The following is a 21,646-nucleotide window of genomic DNA, read 5'->3' as shown; positions in this document are numbered from 1 at the left end:
ATTTTATATAACGGGGAAGTACTATCTTATGCGCAAAATAACTTATTTAATAACAACATTAGCTATCACACTGAGCACCTTTGCATTGTCAGCTAATGCTGCGCCGAAAGGCAAAGACGCTTCGGTGACGATTTTAGTTTCAGCATTAACATACAGTTTTCCTCATTTTGTTTTTCTACAAGAGCAACTTGAAGATGAAGCTAAAAAATTAGGTAATATAAAAATCATTCGCTCTGATGGCCAATTAAGCGCACCTAAACAAATTGCCGATATTGAAGCAGCAATTGTTCAAGGGGTTGATGGCATTATTATTGCCCCAGCCGATGCAACCGCTCTGGCTCCCGTATTACGTAATGCGATTAAAGAAGGTATTTCCGTGGTCACCATTGACCGCCCGGTAAATGGGGTACCCGAAGTTATTGCCAATGTAGCAGCAGATAATTTGATTGGTGCACAGCGTCAAGGGGAAGCAGTAGCAAAATTATTCCCTCAAGGAGCCACTATTATTAACTTACAGGGCATTCCGGGCGACAAAACGGCAAACGATCGTAATAAGGGCGTGCATGACACGTTGGATAAGCAGCCTGAACTTTACAAATTTGTCGCCGAGCAAACCGCACGCTTTAACCGTGACCAGGGCTTATCTGTTACAGAAAATCTGTTAACTGGCCTGGCTGAGACCCCAACAGTTATTGTCGCAGCTAATGATGACAGCGCGTTAGGGGCCGCCCAAGCGGTTGAAGCGCGAGGCTTAAAAGGCAAGATTGCTATCTTTGGTTACGATGGTTCAACTGATGCATTAAAGGCAGTACGAGACGGTGTACTCACCGCGACAATCGATCAGTACCCTGGGAAACAAGGCCGAGAGGCAGTAAAAATTCTGACCGATTACATCCGTACAGGTGCTCGCCCGGCAACAGCAGATGTCTTGGTTAGCCCTGTCGCAATTACCAGCAAAAATCTTAATGATGCAGAACGAATCGGGCTCGTAAAATAATGTCGTCCGCTATGTTATCACTCTCATCACCACCCGATTCTCCAGAAATCAATCGGGAAACAGATGAATATATTAGTGTCAGGAATCTGACCAAATTATTTTTTGGTCAGACGGTGCTTGATAACGTCTCTTTTTCTTTGCAGGCGGGGGAAATAAGAGCGTTATTAGGCGAAAATGGGGCCGGTAAATCAACACTAATTAATATATTAAGTGGCGTGCACCAACCTGATGGCGGCACTGTTATTTTGCAAGGTCATACGACCTCATTTAATAAACCACTTGATGCCTGGAAGGCGGGTATTACAACTATTCATCAGGAATTTAGCCTGTTCCCTGATTTAACGGTGGCCGAAACTATTTTCACCGGACATTTGCCGGTGAATCGATTTGGTTTTGTCCGTTGGAACACCATAGTGAAAGATGCGCGCCACGTATTGGCATTACTTGGCGTGACTATCAATCCCTTACGCAAGATTGCTGAATTAAGCATTGCTGAACAGCAGTTAGTTGAAATTGCGCGGGCGCTAACCTCCAAGCCCCGATTAATTATTATGGATGAGCCAACCGCGGCATTAAGTCCAGCGGAAGTGGATAAATTACAACAGGTGGTACGTACCATTGCTAAAAGCGGAGTGGCTGTTATTTACGTCAGCCACCGCCTTGAAGAAATTAAAGCCTTATGCCAAACCTACAGCGTGTTAAGAGATGGTCTACTGGTCGGAGAAGGAGACGTCAAAGATGTCTCTATTGAGAGTCTGGTCCGTTTGATGGTAGGGCGCGATTTAGCGCAGTTCGACCGCAATACGAGTCATATTACAGGTAGCAATATTCTGGAAGTCGAAAACCTATCGAGTGCAGCGACGGGAGCTGAACGTGTCACCGTACGTAATGTCAGCTTTACGGTCATGGCGGGTGAGATTGTCGGTTTTGCCGGGCTGGTAGGGGCCGGAAGAACTGAGATTGCCCGGCTGTTATTTGGCGCAGACCCAATAGGAAGCGGGACATTACGTATTAAGGGCAAAGCCTACCACCCGGCCTCCCCCCGTGATGCAATTGCTGCCGGTATTGGTCTGGTGCCGGAAGACCGTAAGCAGCAAGCCTTGTTTATGTCGCTGACGGTGGAAGAGAATTTCGCGATTATCTACTCCCCTTTACGCACGACCCGCCACGTCATTGATCGTCAACGTGAACGGATTTCCTTTCTTGATTTTAAAAAACAGCTAAACCTGCGCGCCGTCAGTTTGGGGGCCAATATTGCCACCTTATCAGGGGGCAATCAGCAAAAGGTAGTACTGGCACGTTGGATGGCTCAGCACCCGGCGCTGCTGATTGTCGATGAGCCGACGCGCGGCGTCGATATTGCCGCAAAAGCGGATGTCCACCGGTTGCTACGTGATATGGCGGCAAAGGGTGTCGCTATCATTCTGATTTCCTCGGATTTACCTGAAGTCCTTGCCGTCAGTGACCGTATTCTCACTCTGCGCGCCGGTCAATTGACCGGGGAGTTGTCGGCACAGGAAGCGAATGAAGAAAACGTTATGCAATTAATGACGCGCCCTATTGCGCAAGTGTGAATTAATTTATTGGATTAGAGATATGACTATGAGCTCGACAATCCTGATTAAAAATCAAAACAGCAATAAGAAGAAAGCTCTTCTGGCGCGTTATGCCCCACTTATTTTTCTTGTGTTGCTGATGGCGCTATTTACGTTATTGGCTCCGCGTTTTCTCTCATCAATCAATCTTTTTAATATTGTCAGGCAAGTTTCTATCTACGGCATTATCGCGGTGGGAATGACATTTATTATTCTGACCCGTGGCATTGATTTATCCGTCGGGGCGATTGCCGCTTTATCGGGAATGGTCGCCGCGGTAGTCGCCAAAGGCGGTATTGAAGGCCAGTTTATGTTGTTCTCTGATGGACGGGAAATTGCCTGGCAATGGGCAGCATTGGCCGCAATTATCACCGGCGGACTAGCGGGCGCATTACAAGGATTGATTATTGCCCGCCTGACTGTACCCGCCTTTGTCGTGACCTTGGGCGGGCTGACCGTATTTCGCGGGCTAACGCTGATGATAAGTAATGGCAGCCCGGTCAGTGGGGTTGATGAAGCCTTTGGTTGGTGGGGGCGTGGCATGGTTGGCCCGGTTCCGGTGCCAGTCATCGTCTTTGCGCTGGTCGCGATTATTGCCTCACTCACGTTGCACTATACCCGCTATGGCCGCTCCATTTATGCCATTGGATCGAATCCTGAAGCGGCACGTTTATGTGGCCTGAATGTGAAAGGCGTGGTGACCAGTGTTTATGCGCTAACCGGATTATTCGCCGGGCTGGGCGGCTTTTTACTCACCGCGCGCCTGAATTCGGCAGAAGCCGTGGCGGGTAACCAGTATGAATTGTATGTGATAGCGGCGGTAGTTATTGGTGGCACCAGTTTGTATGGCGGAACCGGCAGTATTTGGGGAACGGTAATTGGCACACTGCTGATTGGTGTGTTGTTAAACGGACTGGTCATTCTGAATATATCCCCATACATACAGCAGTTGCTGATCGGCATCATTATTGTTGCCGCCGTGACATTTGATATTTTCATTAAAAGGCAAAAAAGATGAGCAGAGCTGTCTTCCTTACCGGCACCTCTGTCATCGAGGCGGCCAAACAAACGCTATCAGCAACCTCTTTATCCGCTGAATTTGACAATGGATCTTTACGTTGGATTCGCTGGCATGGCGTAGAAATCTTGCGGGCGGTGACCTTCTTGGTTCGCACTCCGGGATGGGGAACGCCAGAACCGCAGATTAGTGGGTTGGATATTCATCAGAGTGATGATGCCTTTGAAGTGAACTATCAGGCACATTACGTTAATGGCAGCGAACAACTCAGGGTCAATATCCACTTTGCAGGCCGTAGCGATGGAACATTGTCAGCAAGCGCCCGTATTGCTGCCGACACCTCTTTTGAAACCAACCGTACCGGTTTTGTTGTACTGTATCCCTTGGTCGGGTTTGCCGGTACCACCGTTCATGTCGAACATGCGGCGGGAGAAAGTACCGATTTAACCATCCCTGATGCCATCAGCCCTGGGCAACCTATATTCAATATTCGGGCAATTACCCATCGGCCAATTGAGAATCTCTCCGTTATCACTCGATTTGATGGTGATATTTTTGAAGCCGAAGACCATCGCAATTGGTCGGATGCCTCTTTTAAGATATACAGCCGCCCGATTGGTTTGCCTTATCCCTATCGCTTGCTACCAGAGCAGGTATTGCATCAATCAGTCATCATTCATATCAGCGACAACACCAACCGATCACCAGATAAACCGGTCATTGATGCGGCACCCATTGCCCGCGTGGATGTTGGCGCGCTAACCCAACAATCCATGCCAGCCATTGGCTTGGGGCTGTCTGCTGATGAGAGTGCACAGGCTATCGCTTATGCATCACAACTGGCCAATATTGGCCCGCTACATTTTTTGCTGCGCTATGACCCCTCCTCGTCACACAATATTGAACATCTCGCCGCCGCAAGCCAACTGGCTTCCCGCACGAAGTTGCCGGTAGCGGTTGAATTACTGTTAACCGCCAGCCATGACCCGGCACCGGAGATAGCACAGGCAGCAAAACTGTTGCAAGATGTTGGCATCTCGCCGATATCAGTGGCTATTTTCGCCAAAACGGATGAACGCTCATTCCAGCCCGGTGAAGTTCGCCCACCATCCCCCACTGATACCACTATCTATGCTGAAGCTAAAAACGCCTTCCCTGGTATTCCGGTAGGGGGCGGAAGCCCTGCATTCTTTACTGAATTCAACCGCAAGCGCCCTTCTCTTGGTGCATTTGATTTTATTACACATGCGACAACACCCACCGTTCATGCGGCGGATGATGCCTCAGTAATAGAAACCTTGCAGTCATTGCCACACATCATTCGCTCCGCCCGGCACATCGCTGGCAATGTGCCATATCGCATTGGCCCGATTGGGATTGGCGCGCGGTTAAACCCATATGGCGAGGGTCCGATCGCTAATCCGAATTCTGCCCGCGTGGGGCTGGCCGCGAATGATCCTCGCCAGCGCGGCCTATTTGCTGCGGCGTGGCATGTTGGCTACGCCGCCGTAATCGTAAAATATGGCATTAATAGCTTGGTTCTGGCGGCACCGACCGGGCCGTTTGGCGTGATTTCAACTAAACAGCGCTATGCCCGTCAGTGGTGGGATGAACAGAGTGAAGGTAGCGTGTATCCGTTATTTCATGTGGTGGCTGATTTGGCTTCCGCCAGTGGTAAACCGCACCTTGAGGTGACATCAAGCAATGAAAAACTGGCCGTTATTGGCTGGCAGGAAAACCGTGAAAACATCTTGTTGATTGCCAATCTTGCCAGTGAATCGGTGAATGTCACGGTGGCAGATGTGGATCTTGTAAAGGTTCGTATCCTGGATGTTGCTCACAGTGAGCAGGCCGCACTATCACCACAGCTATTCCGCCAGGCAAGTGAGGCACGGGATATTGGTCAGGGCATCAGTCTGGATGCCTATGCGGTCGCAAGAATCAGTTATCAGAGACCATTAAATAAATGACTTCAAAACTGAAAGGGGCCGTTATTGGCTGTGGCTTTTTTGCCCAAAATCATCTGGCCGGTTGGAAAGATATTGAGGATGTCGACATTGTCGCGGTATGTGATCTGGATATTGAGAAAGCCAAAGCAGCGGCAGAGAAATTCGGCATCGCGCATTATACCGACGATGCTAATGCGCTGTTGGCGGCACAAACATTAGATTTTGTCGATCTTCCCACCACGATGGAAACCCATGAAGCCTTGGTTCGCATTGCGGTGTCACACCATATTGCGGTGATTGTGCAAAAACCGTTTGCGCCCGACCTTGCGGGATGCCGACGGATGGTTGCCATGGCGCAAGCCGCGAATGTGCCGCTGATGGTCCATGAGGACTTTCGCTTTCAGAATGTATTCAGGGCCGCCAAAAAGATTATCGACAGTGGTGAATTGGGCGAATTAACCTTTGGCCGGCTCTCCTGGCGAACCGCCATTGATGTCTATTCGAACCAACCTTATCTGATAAAAGTTAAACGTTTCATGATCATGGACGTCGGGATCCACTTATTGGATCTGGCGAGATTCCTATTTGGCGAGGTTCAGGGGGTGTTTTGCCGCACGCAGCAAATCAAGGTGGGTATTGCCGGTGAAGATGCTGCCACCCTCTTGCTCTCACATGAGAATGGCGCAACGACGGTGCTCGATTTCAGCTATGCCTCACAACGCTATCCAGACCCCTTCCCACAAACATTGGTCGAGATTGAAGGTACCGCAGGCACCTTGTTAATTGGCGCCGATCAGGTGCTAACCCTCCATACCCAGGGTGAGTCCCGGCAAGAAAAGATCGAACATGACGCGCGTTCATGGACGAGTGAGCCATGGAAACAGATTCAGGACAGCGTGGTGCATACGCAACGCCATTTTATTGAGTGTTTGCGCCAGAATCGCGAACCGGAGACGTCGGGGCGGGACAGTTTATTAACTTATGGTTTGCTTGAGGCGGCCTATTTGTCAGCGGCCACTGCGCAGCAAGTTCTGCCCGAGAGAGATTAAGTATCGCGAGGTGAAATGATGGGATTAGAAAATACACGGCCACTGGGAAGATCAGGGTTGCAAATACCGACCATTGGGGTAGGAACATGCCCACTCGGCGAATTGTTCGAAGAAATTACTGAACAGGATGCGCAAGCAACGCTAGAAACCGCATGGAATAGTGGTATCCGCTTATATGACACCGCACCTTGGTATGGGCGCGGCCAAGGAGAGCATAGAACCGGGCGATTTCTGTATAGAAAGCATCGTGACGATTATGTGCTGTCAACCAAAGTAGGCCGACGCCTGCTAGCGCCTCGCGCGCGTAACACCTTCCAAACAGCACCCTGGCAAGGTGGCCTGGCCTTTGATCATGTCCATGATTACACCTATGACGGCATCTTGCGCTCGTATGAAGACAGCCTACAGCGATTGGGGATCAATAAAGTCGATATTTTATATATCCATGACTTAGATACTGGCTATTTCCCCCATGAGCAAGCGTTACTTGGCAAGTTAAAAGAGCTGGAGTCTGGCGGCTTCAGGGCATTGGAAGAGTTGAAAGCAGCCGGTGAGATTGCCGCGTTCGGGGCTGGAATTAATGAGCCGGGTATGATTAACCGCTTTCTGGATCGCTATCCCTTAGATGTGTTTCTGGTAGCGTCTCGCTACACCTTACTGGAGCAAGAGATCTACGCTGACGAGCTATTGCGGGCGCAACAACAAGGGGCCGGTATTGTCATTGGCGGCGTATTTAACTCCGGTGTCTTGGCGACCGGCATCCATGATGGCGCACGTTATGACTATGGCAAATTACCGGTTTCTGTTGCTGATAGAGTCAAAAAACTGCAAGCCGTCTCGGCTGACTTTGCGGTGCCACTCGCGGCCGCCGCCTTGCAATTTCCGTTAGGATTCAGTGCCGTCACCAGTGTGCTGTACGGCCCCGCCAGATTCGCTGAAGTTACGCAAAATTCATTGAGTTTTCAGCACCCTATTCCAACAGCATTTTGGCATGCCTTAAGAACGCAGGGGTTGATTGCGGAACATATTCCACTACCCGGCCTGCCGGTATAAGCGCAGACCCGTTATTTTTACCAGGGGGTTTTATGACATACAAAACAATAATTTCTGCCAAAGAATTAGCTGAACATCTACATGATACCGATTGGGTCATTTTGGATGCACGTTTCACGCTGGATGATGAAAGTTGGGGGCAAAGTCAGTACTTGGTGGGGCACATCCCCGGTGCTCACTATGCAAATTTGGCCACTGATTTATCTGGCACCGTCATTCCAGGGCATACCGGCCGGCGACCACTGCCACAAATTGATGTGTTTGCAAAAACGCTGTCACAGTGGGGAATTGGCCCCAACACCCAAGTTATTGTGTATGACGCAAGCGGGGGATTGATGGCTGCATCACGAACATGGTGGATGTTGCGCTGGTTGGGACATGATGCGGTGGCGGTATTGGATGGCGGCTGGCCTTTATGGCTTAAGTCCGGTTACCCAACCACCATCGAGATCCCGACACCGGCTTTTGCCACTTTCGTTGCGCAAGAGCGCCCTGATTATATTGCGAACGTAACGCAGGTCGATAACGTTCGCCAGAACCCTGAGTGGGCGGTATTTGATTCCCGCTCGCAAGAGGGATTCCATGGAGGGGGGGTCTATCATGATCCCGTTCGTGGTCACATTCTTGGCGCCAGGTTGGCTGACCGTGCGAACACGCTCGATAGCAATGGGCAATTTCGCTCACCACAAGAGTTACGCCAGCATTACACCCGCTTATTGGGGGATGTGCCGATTGAGCACACAATATTTTACTGTGGATCTGGGGTCACTGCGGCACAGAATCTGTTGGCTGTAGCGCATGCCGGTCTGGGGGATGCCAAACACTATGTAGGTTCTTGGAGTGAATGGATTATTGATCCCGCCCGTGCCGTTGAATTATAGCTTCCCGTGGAAATACGGCGTTTAACATTTTATTTCAATGCTGGCAGTCGCGTCAGCAGGCCACTATCTGAAGGTATCTATGAGTAATATTATTGATAAGTTGTTTTCTTTACAGGGCAAAGTGGTGCTGGTTTCTGGGGCAGGCGGAGCGATTGGCAGTGTGCTGAGTAAGGCGCTGGCAAATGCTGGTGCTACCGTGGCATTACACGATATTGACATCGCACGAATCAAACCGGTGCAAGAAGCGATTGAAGCTGAAGGAGGCAACGCCTTATCGATTACCGCTGATTTGAGTGATGTCGCGGCTTGCCGACAGTTGGTCGATACCCTTTATGACAAACTGGGGCAGATTGATGTCTTGCTCACCAGTGCCGGTGTCAATCGCAGAAAACCTATCAAAGATGTCACTGCTGAAGACTTTGATGCAATCATTGATATTAATTTACGTAGCGTCTACTTTTTGGCACAAGCCGTCCAACCCTATATGGCGAAACAGGGTGGCGGTAAAATCGTTAATATCAGCTCACTTAGCGCGAAACATGCATTCAATACGATCTCTGTTTATGCCGCATCAAAAGCAGCCGTCAGCCAATTAACCAAGGCGATGGCACGCGAATGGGTGGGTGACAATATTCAAGTTAATGCGATTGAACCTGGTTTTATTAAAACCGAATTTACACGCCCCTTGTGGGATGACGAATATCGCTCAAAATGGTTCCAGAACTTTATTCCGCAAGGGCGTTTAGGTAACCCAGATGATTTGATTGGCGCGGTACTCTTTTTAAGCTCGTCTGCCTCGGCCTATTTGACCGGGCAAGCGATTACCATTGATGGTGGCGTGTTATCAGGTTCTTCATGGGTGAATCCAGAAATAGCCTAAATATCCGCCATCCTTGAAGCCGCAGCGGGCTACAGACACTTATTCAAATGACGCTCATTAGAATCGGTGTACCGCTTGCCTGCGACTTCAATAACCTTCGGTTTTGCTTTCCAATAAATGACTTTGCTTCAGATAGTTATTCCATTAAGGCCATATAGCCGCAATTAATTTCATTATTCAACCAACAGCGCCCGCCACTATTTCCCATCACATCACTACCAGTAATAGATCTGGTGTTATTTACAAGAATAGTTTTGATGTTATTTAAGACTTTTCTTGATCCCAATCAAGACTATTCTCACACAATAGGAACTCACTTCATTCTTTGCCGCATCTATCAAAAAACAGCTTTAATCCTATTATAGTTCCAAGAGAAAATGTGATACCTTCATCGCGCAAAAATATAAGGTAATATTCTTTTATCTAGAGTAAATAACTCTTGAGACTCAGCGTATTTCCTCCCAAGGCATATCACCACGGATAAACATTATATTTAATCTGTCCCAAGGGCAGAGCCTCTCTTTTTGCAACGGGTTACATAACATCATTACATTACGTTTAATCTTTTTGAGGTTTTATGGACAAAACATTTTTGGCTGGAGCAATTAGTCTGTCTTTGGTTACATTACCTGTTCAGGTATTGGCTTTTACACCGATGGTAGAGGGAATAACCGTCAACAATGAAGTCGTCGATAGTGGCGAACAAATTGTGCGTAACGGTGGCGTCATTAATAATGGCTGGGTTTATGGCTCCACCAATAATGGAATAACGACGAGAGTCGCAATTGCTATCACCAACGGGAGCAGTGCCGGTACAGCCAATAATACCACCGTGGGTGATGGCGGTTGGTTACAGGTTACCGATGCTTTTGCAACCGGTACTGTGGTTAATCAGGGCGGGTTGCTTGAGGTTAAAACCGCAGGGATCGTGACAGATAGCCAGATAAATAATGGCGGTCATATGAGTCTGGGACTCAATAGCCAGTCGAAAGGTTATCTTAATATCGCGGCGGGTGCGGAACTGTTTATTACCAATAACGATACCTATACCAGCGATGTGACCACCAACAATCCTGCCCTGCCTGCCAATGTCACCATTGAGAACCTCAATGTGGCTGGCTTAGTCGACATTGGCCCTTCCTGGATAGGAGCAAGTGTGGTGCCGGTTTCTCCTCCTGAAGTCTTGGGGCCGGTGCTGGTTACCCGCATCAATAATGTGACGATGCAAGGGGGGGATATCAACCTGCTGCCCTATTCTGCCGGCGGGCAATTTAACCGGCTGGAGATAGAGAATCTGTCTGGTCAGGGTAATTTTGCGATGACTACCCAACTTGCCAGCAATGCCGGTGATTTTATTACGGTCTCGCAGCAGGCGACCGGCCAATTTGGTATTACCGTTCAGGGCAGCGGTAAAGAACCGCAATCTGCCAACAGCCTGGCCTTGGTGCATATTAATCGTGGCGATGCTCAGTTCCGTTTACTTAATGCGGGCGGGGTGGTGGATTTAGGCGTTTACCAATACGGGCTATACAGTCAGGAAAGCAATGGCAGTACTGACTGGTATTTGGCTACCAAGGCAGCCGATCTCCCCGGCATAACGCCGAACAGGCCAAACACGGCGGTTCCCGTGCTCAGTTCTGCGGCACAAGGTGTGTTGAATATGGCGGCAGCACCACGGCATATCCTGAATGCGGAATTAAGTACCTTACGCCAGCGCCAGGGCGAGTTGAAAACCGATGCTGATGGCACCGTCGGCGTTTGGGCGCGTTATCTCACCGATGATAGCCGCTTGTCCGACAATAAAAACGTCGCTTTCAAGAATACCTTGAACGGTATGGAGATCGGGGCAGATAAACAATTGGGATTGAACCGGGGTAATGTGCTAATTGGGGCATTTACCGGCTACAGTTCATCCGATGTCAAAGCCACTCACAGTGCGGGTGCCAATGGTGATATTCGCAGTTACAGTGGTGGCCTCTACTTAACCTACCTGGATAAAAGCGGACTTTATATTGATACGGTGTTGAAAGCTAACCGTTTTAATAATGAACTGAGTACGCAAAGCGCGCGGGCGGAATACAGCCAGAATGCGTTTACCGCCTCGGTAGAAAGTGGCTATCAGTTACCTGTTTATAACAACCTGGTACTGGAACCCTATGGCAAAGTGAGTTATTCACGTATAGGTAGTGCAGATTATACCCTCAGTAACGGAATGGCTGCGGACGTGGCGAAAGCAGACAGTGTGCAAGGTGAGTTAGGCACGATATTGTCGGCTTCTTATACCGTCAATCAAATGGCAGTCAAGCCTTACGTTAAACTGGCTATTGCCCGTGAGTTTATCAAAACGAATACCGTCGCCATTAACGGTATTGGCTTCGATAACAATTTCTCCGGTAATGTCGGCAAATATGGTGTGGGTATTGATGCCACCGTTGCCAGTAACACTTCTATTTTTGCTGAAGTGAATTATCTCAATGGTTCAAAAATTGAAACACCGGTAACAGCTAATATCGGATTCCGCCTGCGGTTCTAATTTTTCTGCCCCTCCTCTGAGGGGCATCTTATTTACAGCGACATTTATTACTCCCTCTCTTTTATTTTTTATTCAAAAAAAGACAATCAACAAGATATTTCCCACAAAAAAACGCCTTTTTTGTAGGATACTTCCCATGCATCACACGAGTTATTTCTCATATTTTCTTATATTCTGAAAATAGATTGAAAATAACTTTTACCTAGGCATAATGCGGCGAAATTTTATTCAGCCCTTTTATTCTGCCCCAGCCGGGCAAAGAGGATATGCCCTGTGCTGCGCGCCTGTTATTTCTCCTTTATCACGAGTGTGTTATTCCCGTTACTGGCTATTTCGCCTGTCAGTTATGGCGCGGAATTCCCCCCCGTTGAGCAAAGTATTCATCAACAGGCCCGGCAACGGGCACTGGAAGAGCGTCTGGCCCCCTCTACACCGGATGTGCGCTTATCGGCACCGGCGGCCACTTTGGACCGGATTGTCTTTCCGGTTGAAAAGCCCTGCTTTGCCATTGATCGTATAAAAATCAGTGGCGCAGAGCCTTTACCCCGCTGGTTGCCACTGCAACGCATCGCCAATCAGGCGCAAGGCCAGTGTTTGGGGGGCCAGGGCATTAACCTGCTGATGAGCCAGATGCAAAACCGCCTGATCGACCACGGCTATGTGACTACCCGGGTACTGGCTCCGCAGCAGGACTTAAACAGCGGCACGCTGGCGTTACACGTCGTGCCCGGCACAATACGCCATGTTGAGCTGACGCAGGGCAGTGACCGCCATGTCACGCTGTTCAGTGCCTTCCCTGCCCGCCCCGGTAACCTGTTGGATTTGCGTGATATCGAGCAAGGACTGGAGAACCTGCAGCGCGTCCCCACCGTGCAAGCCAGTATGGAATTGATCCCGGGTGATGCCCCCGGCGAGACCGATATCGCCCTGAACTGGCAGCAGCGCAAAATGTGGCGGCTGGCAGCCTCACTGGATGACTCTGGCACCCGCAGCACCGGCCGTTATCAAGGTGGCGCGACACTGTTTCTCGATAACCCGCTCTCTCTGAGTGACCTGTTTTATGTCTCGGCTGGCGGTTCAATAAAGAATCGCGGCGATAAAGGCACCAATAACCTGACTGGCCACTACTCGCTGCCGTTCGGTTACTGGACCGCGGGCATGACCGCCAGCAGCTATGACTACCACCAAACGGTGGCGGGTCTGAATGGCGATATCCATTACCGGGGGGAGACGGAGAACGTAACGCTGCAACTCAGCCGCCTGCTGCACCGTAATGCCAGCCAAAAAACCACCCTGACCTACGATGTGCTGACCCGCTCGTCGAAAAACTATATCAATGATACCGAAATTGAAGTGCAGCGCCGCCGCACCTCAGCCTGGCGTGTCGGGCTGGAACATCGCCACTTTATCTCGCAGGCCACACTGGACGCAGGTATCAGTTACCAGCGTGGCACCCGCTGGTTGGGTGCAGTACCGGCACAAGAAGAGTATTTCGGCGAAGCCACTGCCCTGAGCAAAATTCTGCGTTTGAATGCGCAACTGGATATTCCTTTTGTGATTGCGACGCAAAACGTCCATTACAACCTGCAATATCAGCGGCAAAGCACCAACACACCCCTGACGCCACAGGATCAATTCTCTATCGGTGGCCGCTGGTCAGTGCGCGGGTTTGATGGCGAACGCACGCTGAATGCCGATCGCGGCTGGACGGTACGCAATGATCTCGGCTGGTATACCCCGCTACCAGGCCATGAACTGTATGTCGGCGTGGATTACGGCGAGGTCAGCGGTCGCAGCGACCCTTATCTGCTGGGCCACCATCTGGCGGGCAGTGTCGTCGGTGTGCGCGGCACTGTGCTGAATACCCGTTATGACCTGTTTGCTGGCAAGCCGCTGTCTAAACCCGACGGATTCAAAACCGACTCGGTGACTGTGGGCTTTAACCTGAACTGGCAATACTAATACTCCTTTATTGCACCCAAAGTCATTGGAGTTGCAGGTAGGCAGCCAGCAAACTCATCCCGATGAGCTTACTCAAGTAAGTGATTCGGGTGAGTGAGTGCAGCTAACACCCCTGTAGCTTCAAGGACGAAGGGGATAACCTTTTGAGAATGACCATGAATAAGAACCTGTACCGTATCGTATTTAACAAGGCGCGTGGCTTATTAATGGTGGTAGCCGATATCGCCGCCTCCGGTCGGGCCGCCTCATCGCCCTCGTCAGGTCTTGGGCATACTCAACGCCGCCGTATCAGTGCCTTATCGTCGCTGAGTTTTAGTCTGTTACTGGCCTTGGGCTGCGTCTCGTTATCCGCGCAAGCCAATATTGTCGCCGATGCCAGTGCGCCGGGTAACCAACAGCCGACCATTATCAGCAGTGCCAACGGTACGCCACAGGTCAATATCCAGACGCCTAGCAGCGGTGGGGTTTCGCGTAACGTTTACAGCCAGTTCGATGTCGATAATCGCGGCGTGATCCTCAATAACGGCCACGGTGTCAACCAGACCCAACTCGGTGGTTTTGTCAACGGCAACCCGTCGCTGGCACGCGGTGAGGCCAGTATTATCCTCAACGAAGTCAACAGCCGCGACCCGAGTAAACTTAACGGTTATATCGAGGTCGCTGGCCGCAAAGCGCAGGTGGTTATCGCCAACCCATCAGGCATTACCTGTGATGGCTGCGGCTTTATCAACGCCAACCGTGCGACCTTAACCACCGGTCAGGCACAGCTCAATAACGGCCAACTCACTGGCTACGATGTGGATCGGGGGGAGATTGTTATTCAGGGCAAAGGTCTGGACAGCAGTCGTCAGGACCATACCGACCTGATTGCCCGTTCGGTCAAAGTCAATGCCGGTCTCTGGGCCAATGATCTAAAAGTCACCGCCGGACGCAATCAGGTTGACGCCGCGCACCAAAATATCACCACTAAAGCCGACGATGGCAGCGCCCGCCCTACCATGGCGGTGGATGTCGCCAATTTGGGTGGCATGTACGCCGGTAAAATTCGCCTGATCGGCACTGAAAGCGGTGTCGGGGTGCGCAATGCCGGTGAGATAGGGGCGTCAGCCGGCGATATCACTATCACGGCGGATGGCATGCTGGTCAACAGCGGCCAGATCAACAGTGCTCAACATCTGGCGGTGAAGACCGCCGCCGGTATAGCGAACGCAGGTGTGCTCTATGCGCAGGGCAATACCCAGCTCACCACCGCAGGCAAGTTGAGTAACACCGGCACTGTCGCGGCGGCGGGTGATACCTCGCTGCGCGCGGCAGAAGTCAATAGTAGCCGCAACTCGGTACTGGGTGCCGGTGTCAAGTCCGACAACAGCGCGATCACCAGTGGCACCTTGCGCGTTGATGCCAGCGGGATGTTAACCGCCCAAGGCAAAAATATTAGCGGCACGGCGCAAGTACTTAACGCGCACAGTATCGATCTTAGTGGCAGCCAAACACAGAGCCGTGACCTGACACTCACCGCGCAAGGTGGCGCTATCGATCTCACCGGCGCTGAACTGTTAGCCAGTGGCAACCTGTCTGCCTCAACCGCCGCGCTATTACGTACCGACAGCGCCAGACTGATTGCGGAGAGGGTCACGCTTAGCGCCCAATCGCTCTCCAATGTCGGCGGGGTGATAGCGCAAACCGGTACTACGGACTTCAATCTGAATCTGCCGGGTTATCTGGATAACCGGGGTGGCACCCTGCTATCTAAAGGCAATGTGGCGGTCAATGCACAGCGCCTGGATAGCAACGGGGGCAGCCTGTTAGCGGCGGGTGTACAAAGTGATGGCCGCCTGATGGATAGTGGTGACTTGAGGATAAACACCCGTCAGGAGCTGATCGCGCAAGGGCAGACCCTCGCCGCCGGTGCGATGACGCTAACCGGTAGCCGGGTTGATTTGACCGACAGCCATACCCAAGCCCGAGAGATAGACATCACCGCCAACAGTGGCGATATCAGTACGCAGCGCGCCAATATTCTCGCCCTTGGAACGCTGACCATTAATGCGGGGGCAAGTGTCGGGCAAACCCTCAATAACCAGAGTGGCACACTGGCGGCGAATAACATCGCATTGAATCTGGGCCAGCTTGACAATAACGCAGGCAAGATAGTTGCCAGTCAGGATCTGACCCTTGATTTACAGCGTGATTTCAGCAATCTGGCCGACTCGACACTGCAGGCCGGACATGATTTAACCTTAACCACCCGCGGCGCGTTAACCAATGACGGGCAGTTATTAGCGGGCGGCAAACTCAGCACCGGTTCAAGCAGCTTGCTCAATAGCGGCCATATTATTGCGACGCAAGCCAGCCTCAGCGCAACGGGCGCATTGATTAACCGTGGTGAGATATTAACCCGCGGGCGACTCGATACCGACTCCAATACCTTGTTCAACACCGGCACCCTGATCAGTGCCGAAGCCACGCTTAAAGCACGGGAGCGTATTACCAACTCCGGCCCTGGTGCCCTGATCGGTGCCACCGATGAAAACGGCACCTTAGCCTTGTTGGCACCGGTAATTGAAAACAGTGATACCGTCACCAACACTGATTCCGCCCCAACCACCACCCTTTTAGGCATGGGCAAGGTTATCTTTGCGGGCGCGTTGGACAATAGCGGCAATTATCTGGCGGCGGCTCAGGTGCTCAATATTTCGGGTTTGATTGAATCCGGCAAAGATATGTTGATTTACGCCACGACACTGACCAATCGCCGTCATATTCTCACCGCCAATAGCAACTTTGTTGTGGCCGACACCGTGAATGGGTCCGCGGTCTGGTCAGAAGAAAACCCTGATATTCCGGGGGGACGCTATGCTGAACCGCCTCATGGCGGCTCGATGAATAGCGACTATATTGGCACCGATTATACATCGACTATCGCCTATAACAGCATCGATAACATTAGCCCAGAGGCGCAACTGCTGGCCGGTGGGAACCTGACCCCACAAGTGGGTACGCTGGAGAACTTCTGGAGTAAAATCAGTGCGCAGGGAGAGATTGATCTTTCGGGTGTCACCCTGAACCAGGATGGTTGGGGGAATGCACAACGCCTGATTGAACAAACAACATCCACGGGTGAGTGGCGTTATCGGACCTACAAAGGCGATTTATGGGGCACCTCTTGGGGCCCTGAGGTTAGTGAGCGCGCGACTAACCAATATGCGTCAAGCATCACCGCACAAACCCTCAGCGGCAGTGGCACCACGATCAATAACAGTGCCAACCCTGGTGCCATTGCGCCCCCTAAAGGTAGCGACAATAGCGGAAAAGATATCGCCATCGAGTTTAACGGTATCTCCCTGACACAGCCCAACGGTGGACTGTATAAGTTCAATACCGACTACACAGTCAGCGGCGGTTATCTGATTGAAACTAACCCGGCGTTTGCCAATCTGAATAACTGGCGCGGATCAGACTACGTGCTCCAGCAGTTGAATAGTAACCCGGATGTGATATTCAAACGCCTGGGGGATAACGCCTATGAACAGCGTCTGGTGCGGGATCAGGTACTGGCACTGACCGGTCAGGCGGTCGCCAGTGATTACCGCAGTGCACAAGAACAGTTCGAGCAACTGTTTGCGGCGGGACTCGAGTACAGCAAGACGTTCAATCTTGCCCTTGGCACCCACCTCAGTGCCGAGCAGATGGCGGCATTGACCCGCAATATCGTGTTGATGGAGAGCCGCGAAGTCGCCGGGCAAACCGTGCTGGTACCGGTGGTGTATCTGGCGGGGGTGAAACCAGGCGACTTGCGTGCCAACGGCGCATTGATTGCCGCGAATAATATCGAACTCACCGATATGCAGGGTTTCACCAATCAGGGGGCGATTAAAGCCAGCAATGATCTGCACATTGACATGGCAAAAGATATCACCCTGACCAGCAATGGCGGCTTACTTCAGGCCGGTGGCAATATGCTGCTCAGTACGCTCAACAGCGATATTGACCTGACCGGCGCGCGGTTAAATGCCACTAACCTGCAACTCGATAGCGGGCGCGATGTGATCCTGCGCACCAGCAGTGAGCAACTCAGCAGTGATAATGGTGCAGTTCAGCGCAGCCAAACCGTACTGGGGCCGCTGGCGAGTATCAATGTCAGTCATAACGCGACTATCAATACCGAACGTGATTTTATCATGCAAGGTGCCAGCCTCAATGTCGGTCAGGATCTTCAGGTGAATACCGGCGGCGACTGGCTGCTGAATACCGTACAAACTCGCGACCAGATAAGCACCCATGATGGCCGTGGCAGTTCGACCAGTGAGCATATCCGCCATCTGGGCAGCGAGGTGAATGTTGGCGGTGCGCTGACGGCCAACGTCGACAATCTGACTGCGGTGGGGGCTAACATTAACGCCGGCACGGTGGATGTGCAGGCGCAGAATATTAACCTCAGTGCAGCCACCGACAGCCTGCACGTCACTGGCGAATCGTCGAGCAAGCGCCATACCAGTTCAGTGGATCTCTACGATGAAACGCTGCGCGGCAGCCAGTTGAACGCCACCGGCGATATCAAGTTGCAGACGGCAAAAGACATCAATATCAGTGCCAGTGCGGTACAAACCGACGGTGCGCTGAAGCTGGCGGCGGGCGGCGATGTCACCCTCACCACCCAGACTGAACAGCATGATGCGCAGCGCACTCATACCGGCAGCAAAAAAGGGCTGGCCTCCAGCACCACCACGCGTACCGAAGACAGTATTAGCCAGACACTGGCGGCCGGCTCCATGCTATCGGCAGGCAGCATTGATGTCAGCGGCAACAATATCGCGGTCATCGGCAGTCATGTGGTGGCCGATAACGATATTAACCTGCGCGCAAAAGAAAACATCACCGTCGGCACAGCGCAACAGAGCGAGAGCGAGTCTCACCTGTTCGAGCAGAAAAAATCCGGCCTGATGAGTACCGGCGGGATTGGTGTCACGGTGGGCAGCAACAGCCAAAAAACCACCGACACTGGCAAATCTATCTCCAACGTGGGCAGCACGGTGGGCAGCGTACTGGGCAATGTCAGCATGACCGCCGGTGAAGACCTGACGGTGCAAGGCTCTGACGTGTTAGCCGGTAAAGACATCAGTCTGACCGGTAAAAACGTCGCTATTTTGGCGGCGGAGAATCAAAGCAGCCAGACCCATACCGTTGAGCAAAAAAGTAGCGGCCTGACACTGGCACTGTCTGGCGCGGTTGGCAGCGCCCTCAATACCGCGGTCACCACCGCTAAAGATGCCCGCGAAGAGAGCAATGGCCGACTGTCTGCGCTGCAAGGGGTTAAAGCGGCACTCAGTGGTGCGCAGGCGGTGCAAGCAGGCCAGTTGGTGCAGGCGCAAGGGGGCGATACTGCCAGCATGTTCGGCGTCAGTGCTTCATTAGGCTCACAAAAATCGGCCTCGCAGCAACATCAGGAACAGACCAATGTGACGGGCTCGACCCTGACGGCGGGCAACAACCTGAGCGTGACGGCCACCGGTGAGGGAAACCCGGCGAACAGCGGCGATATTGTGGTGCAAGGCAGCCAGCTCAAAGCCGGTGGCGATACCACCCTGGATGCGGCGCGTGATGTGCTGTTGCTCGGTGCCGCCAACACGCAGAAAACCGACGGCAGCAACAGCAGCAGCGGTGGCAGTGTGGGGGTCAGTCTGGGGTTCGGTAGCGCTGGCGGTGGTCTGAGCATCTTTGCCAATGCCAACAAGGGTCAGGGCAATGAGCACGGCGACGGCACCTTCTGGACTGAAACCCAGATTGACACAGGCGGCACACTGTCGCTCAGCAGCGGGCGTGATACTTCGCTGATAGGCGCGCAAGCCAGCGGTGAAACCGTCAAGGTCGATGTCGGCCGTGACTTGCTGCTGCAAAGCCAGCAAGACAGCGATAACTATGATGCGAAGCAGACCAGTACCAGCGGCGGTGTCAGCATGGCGGTGGTCGGCGGCGGTGGCTCTGCCAACCTGAGCATCAGTAAAGATAAGCTGCACAGCAATTATGACTCGGTACAGGAGCAGACCGGTATTTTTGCAGGCTCTGGCGGCTTTGATATCACCGTGGGTGAACACACTCAGCTCGATGGCGCAGTGATTGCCAGCACCGCGGACAAGAGCAAAAACAGTCTGGATACCGGCACGCTCGGCTTCAGTGACATTGAAAATAAAGCCGATTTCAAGGCTGAACATCAGGGCGGTAGCCTGAGTACCGGTGGTCCGGTGGGGTCTGACCTGCTGAGCAATCTGGGCAGCGTGGTGCTGTCGGGTCTGGGTAATGACGGCCATGCCGAAGGTATCACGCAGGCAGCGGTCAGTGAGGGTACCATCACCATCCGTGATACCGATAAACAACAGCAGAATGTCGATGACCTGAGCCGCGACACCGACAATGCCAATGGCAGCATCAATCCTATCTTTGATAAAGAGAAAGAGCAGAATCGCCTGAAAGAAGCGCAGTTGATTGGCGAGATAGGCGGTCAGGCAATGGATATTGCGCGGACGCAAGGCAAGATTATTGCGACCAACGCGGCGAATGAGAAAATGAAGGACGTGAAGCCTGAAGATATTGCTGCGGCAGAAAAACAGTGGGCGAAGGCCAACCCAGGCCAAGTCCCCACTGCTGAGGACATCAACCAGCAGATTTACCAGACGGCTTACAATCAGGCGTTTAACGAGTCAGGTTTAGGAACCGGCGGCGCAGTGCAACGTGCCATGCAGGCAGCAACGGCGGCAGTACAAGGGTTGTCAGGTGGCAATATGGCGGCGGCACTGGCGAATGGTGCTGCACCGTATATCACTAAACTTATCGCCGATACCCTGCCTAACGATCCGGTATCGCGCACACTGGCACACGCGGCGGTCAATGCCGCACTGGCAGCGGCACAGGGTAATAACGCGCTGGTTGGTGCGGGTGGCGCGGTGACAGGCGAACTGATAGGCATGATTGCAATAAATGCCTATGGTAAGCCGGTTAGCGAACTGAGCGAAACGGAAAAACAAACGGTCTCGGCGCTGGCGACACTGGCGGCTGGATTGGCGGCTGGATTGATTGGTGACAGTACAGCGGATACAGTAGCAGGGGCACAGACCGGTAAAACGGTGGTGGAGAATAACTCCCTAAGTGGAGATCAAGCCCGTGAGTCTGTTAAGCAGGTTACGAGCAACCTGAAAGATCAGGTAAGAGACAAGCTGGGTGAAGGCACACTCTCCGCTATCGTTAACAGTATAATTAATGCGACGGCTGACACAGGTGATGCGATATTAGGCGGAGCAGATTACGGCGCTGATGCGGCGATGGCGCTCACCTCATGTGCCATGGGAGACAGTTACTGCACTCAGGCATTAAACGATCTGGCAGGTAAAAATCAGGCTGCGGCAGATACGCTGAAAGCCCTGATGAAGAGTGAAACCTGGTCAGCGGTTGCAGGACAGGTGAAAGAAGCGGCTCAAGGTAACCAGCTTGCTCTTGAAGCAACAGGCGGAATGCTGGCGGGTATTCTCTTGCCGAATAAGAAAGTGCCATATGTTCCTAATGCTGGCGCAGTTGGAAATATGGGCGAGTTCTTTAAGCAGGCTGGTTTTGGTAGTTTGACAAAAGATAGCTCACAGAAAACCAGTAAGATTTATCAAGGGCAAACAGTTGGACATCCGTCCTCCGGTACAACCACTGGCATTGCTTAGCGGTTCTCGCGCTGAAAATGCTAACG

At 52.0% G+C, this 21,646-nt stretch carries 11 protein-coding genes and 1 pseudogene; all 12 read left to right on the top strand.

The window, feature by feature from the left end:
* The coding region (locus V2A85_RS12295) for a substrate-binding domain-containing protein (RefSeq protein ID WP_420071540.1) at positions 1–997 on the top strand (997 nt) is incomplete at its 5' end.
* On the top strand, positions 997–2,571 hold the full coding sequence (locus V2A85_RS12290; RefSeq protein ID WP_420071539.1) for a sugar ABC transporter ATP-binding protein: 1,575 nt from the start codon (positions 997–999) through the stop codon (positions 2,569–2,571). The genes V2A85_RS12295 and V2A85_RS12290, both read left to right, overlap by 1 nt.
* A 28-nt stretch (positions 2,572–2,599) precedes the next feature.
* A complete protein-coding gene (locus tag V2A85_RS12285; RefSeq protein ID WP_372558312.1) occupies positions 2,600–3,610 on the top strand; it encodes an ABC transporter permease in 1,011 nt (336 codons plus the stop codon).
* Positions 3,607–5,580 (top strand): hypothetical protein, encoded by a 1,974-nt coding sequence (locus V2A85_RS12280; RefSeq protein ID WP_420071538.1) that lies wholly within the window; start codon positions 3,607–3,609, stop codon positions 5,578–5,580. The genes V2A85_RS12285 and V2A85_RS12280 overlap by 4 nt, the downstream gene beginning before the upstream one ends.
* Positions 5,577–6,608 carry a Gfo/Idh/MocA family protein gene (locus V2A85_RS12275; RefSeq protein WP_420071537.1) on the top strand — a complete coding sequence of 344 codons (1,032 nt, stop codon included), beginning with the start codon at positions 5,577–5,579 and terminating at the stop codon, positions 6,606–6,608. The genes V2A85_RS12280 and V2A85_RS12275 overlap by 4 nt, the downstream gene beginning before the upstream one ends.
* Positions 6,609–6,623: 15 nt before the next feature.
* The gene (locus V2A85_RS12270) at positions 6,624–7,661 is read left to right on the top strand and encodes an aldo/keto reductase (protein WP_420071536.1); all 1,038 of its coding nucleotides are present in this window, start codon (positions 6,624–6,626) and stop codon (positions 7,659–7,661) included.
* A gap of 32 nt (positions 7,662–7,693) precedes the next feature.
* Positions 7,694–8,542: a sulfurtransferase gene (locus V2A85_RS12265; RefSeq protein ID WP_420071535.1), complete on the top strand. Its 849-nt coding sequence runs from the start codon at positions 7,694–7,696 to the stop codon at positions 8,540–8,542.
* 79 nt (positions 8,543–8,621) lie between these two features.
* The gene (locus tag V2A85_RS12260) at positions 8,622–9,422 is read left to right on the top strand and encodes an SDR family NAD(P)-dependent oxidoreductase (protein ID WP_372558307.1); all 801 of its coding nucleotides are present in this window, start codon (positions 8,622–8,624) and stop codon (positions 9,420–9,422) included.
* A gap of 577 nt (positions 9,423–9,999) precedes the next feature.
* Positions 10,000–11,955, top strand: coding sequence for an autotransporter outer membrane beta-barrel domain-containing protein (locus tag V2A85_RS12255; protein ID WP_420071534.1), 1,956 nt, complete (start codon positions 10,000–10,002; stop codon positions 11,953–11,955).
* 276 nt (positions 11,956–12,231) lie between these two features.
* Positions 12,232–13,917 carry a ShlB/FhaC/HecB family hemolysin secretion/activation protein gene (locus V2A85_RS12250; RefSeq protein ID WP_420071541.1) on the top strand — a complete coding sequence of 562 codons (1,686 nt, stop codon included), beginning with the start codon at positions 12,232–12,234 and terminating at the stop codon, positions 13,915–13,917.
* Positions 13,918–14,072: 155 nt separating this feature from the next.
* Positions 14,073–21,620, top strand: coding sequence for a hemagglutinin repeat-containing protein (locus V2A85_RS12245; RefSeq protein ID WP_420071533.1), 7,548 nt, complete (start codon positions 14,073–14,075; stop codon positions 21,618–21,620).
* A pseudogene (locus tag V2A85_RS12240) lies at positions 21,601–21,646 on the top strand (hypothetical protein); the annotation flags it as partial. The gene V2A85_RS12245 and the pseudogene V2A85_RS12240, both read left to right, overlap by 20 nt.

The sequence above is a fragment of the Yersinia sp. 1252 StPb PI genome (genome assembly GCF_048593885.1).
GTDB lineage: Bacteria > Pseudomonadota > Gammaproteobacteria > Enterobacterales > Enterobacteriaceae > Yersinia > Yersinia enterocolitica_E.
The sequence above is the reverse complement of the archived record's forward strand: the minus strand, read 5'-3'. Positions and strand labels throughout refer to the sequence as shown.

Bases quoted from the DNA above. Each gene is read 5' to 3' on its own strand.
- V2A85_RS12285 (WP_372558312.1), top strand. From the start codon at position 2,600: ATGAGCTCGACAATCCTGATTAAAAATCAAAACAGCAATAAGAAGAAA.
- V2A85_RS12290 (WP_420071539.1), top strand. From the start codon at position 997: ATGTCGTCCGCTATGTTATCACTCTCATCACCACCCGATTCTCCAGAA.
- V2A85_RS12280 (WP_420071538.1), top strand. From the start codon at position 3,607: ATGAGCAGAGCTGTCTTCCTTACCGGCACCTCTGTCATCGAGGCGGCC.
- V2A85_RS12260 (WP_372558307.1), top strand. From the start codon at position 8,622: ATGAGTAATATTATTGATAAGTTGTTTTCTTTACAGGGCAAAGTGGTG.
- V2A85_RS12255 (WP_420071534.1), top strand. From the start codon at position 10,000: ATGGACAAAACATTTTTGGCTGGAGCAATTAGTCTGTCTTTGGTTACA.
- V2A85_RS12245 (WP_420071533.1), top strand. From the start codon at position 14,073: ATGAATAAGAACCTGTACCGTATCGTATTTAACAAGGCGCGTGGCTTA.
- V2A85_RS12265 (WP_420071535.1), top strand. From the start codon at position 7,694: ATGACATACAAAACAATAATTTCTGCCAAAGAATTAGCTGAACATCTA.
- V2A85_RS12270 (WP_420071536.1), top strand. From the start codon at position 6,624: ATGATGGGATTAGAAAATACACGGCCACTGGGAAGATCAGGGTTGCAA.
- V2A85_RS12275 (WP_420071537.1), top strand. From the start codon at position 5,577: ATGACTTCAAAACTGAAAGGGGCCGTTATTGGCTGTGGCTTTTTTGCC.